Origin of the sequence: Mesorhizobium sp. M7A.F.Ca.AU.001.01.1.1 (assembly GCF_004022735.1) — a bacterium.
GTDB classification, from domain to species: domain Bacteria; phylum Pseudomonadota; class Alphaproteobacteria; order Rhizobiales; family Rhizobiaceae; genus Mesorhizobium; species Mesorhizobium ciceri.
Map to the genome: position 1 here is coordinate 1 of NZ_RZPF01001204.1, position 943 is coordinate 943.

1 protein-coding gene and 1 pseudogene are annotated in these 943 nt (G+C 61.6%); both read left to right on the top strand.

Annotated elements, in window-relative coordinates; translation table 11 throughout:
- A pseudogene (locus EN884_RS37085) lies at positions 1 to 274 on the top strand (hypothetical protein); the annotation flags it as partial.
- A gap of 94 nt (positions 275 to 368) precedes the next feature.
- A partial coding sequence (locus tag EN884_RS37090) for an HAD family phosphatase (protein WP_164895466.1) occupies positions 369 to 943 on the top strand: 575 nt, incomplete at its 3' end.

The following is a 943-nucleotide window of genomic DNA, read 5'->3' on the forward strand; positions in this document are numbered from 1 at the left end:
CCTCTACACCAACTACTGCGTCTCGGTGATTTCGGCGATCCACGAGCAGGAATTCGGCACGACACCCGGGATCGACAAATGCGCCGACGATTTGCGCACCTGGTGGTCCTATCGCGAGAATGTGACCGAGATGCCGGCCTATGCGGTGGCTTTCCTCGACCGCTTTCTCGGCGCCGAACCGAACTGGATCACCCCGGATCGCGCGCAGTCCCGGCAAGCCATGCAACGGGCGCTCGTGTCTTCCCGTGCGAGCGATGCGTTGCGCCAGCTTTGAGCCCGCTCTTCGCGCCCCCAAAACCGCACGTGCTATTGAACATTTGACTTTTTGCCGATAGCGATGTGCGAAAATTGACTCGAGAGGGAAACGCGTGGCGCGACCAAGGCCTATTATTTTCGATTGCGACGGCGTTCTTGTCGACAGCGAGCCTCTGGCCGCCCGCGCCTATGAGCGCGTCTACGAAAAGCACGGCATGCCCGGCGTCAACACCAGCGTCATCGCCCAATGCATCGGCATGAAGCAGTCCGATATCATCGCCAGGATCAAAGATTTGACCGGCCACCAGTTTCCGGCGGCGGCGGACGGCGACATCTGGGCCGAGACCAAGGTGCTGTTCTCGCAGGAATTGAAGCCGACACCGGGAATCACTGCCTTTCTGGAGGCGCTTGCAGGCGACCGCTGTGTCGCCTCGTCCTCCTCCGTCGAGCGCATAAACCACAGCCTTGCGGTGACCGGGCTGGCGCGTTTCTTCGGCGATGCGATCTACAGTTCCTCGATGGTCAAGAACGGCAAACCCGCGCCGGACATCTTCCTCTTCGCGGCGGACAAGATCGGCGCCAATCCCGTTGACTGCATCGTCATCGAGGACTCGCCCTTCGGCATCCAGGGCGCGATCGCCGCCGGCATGACGGCGATCGGCTACACCGGTGGCGGCCATACCTATGC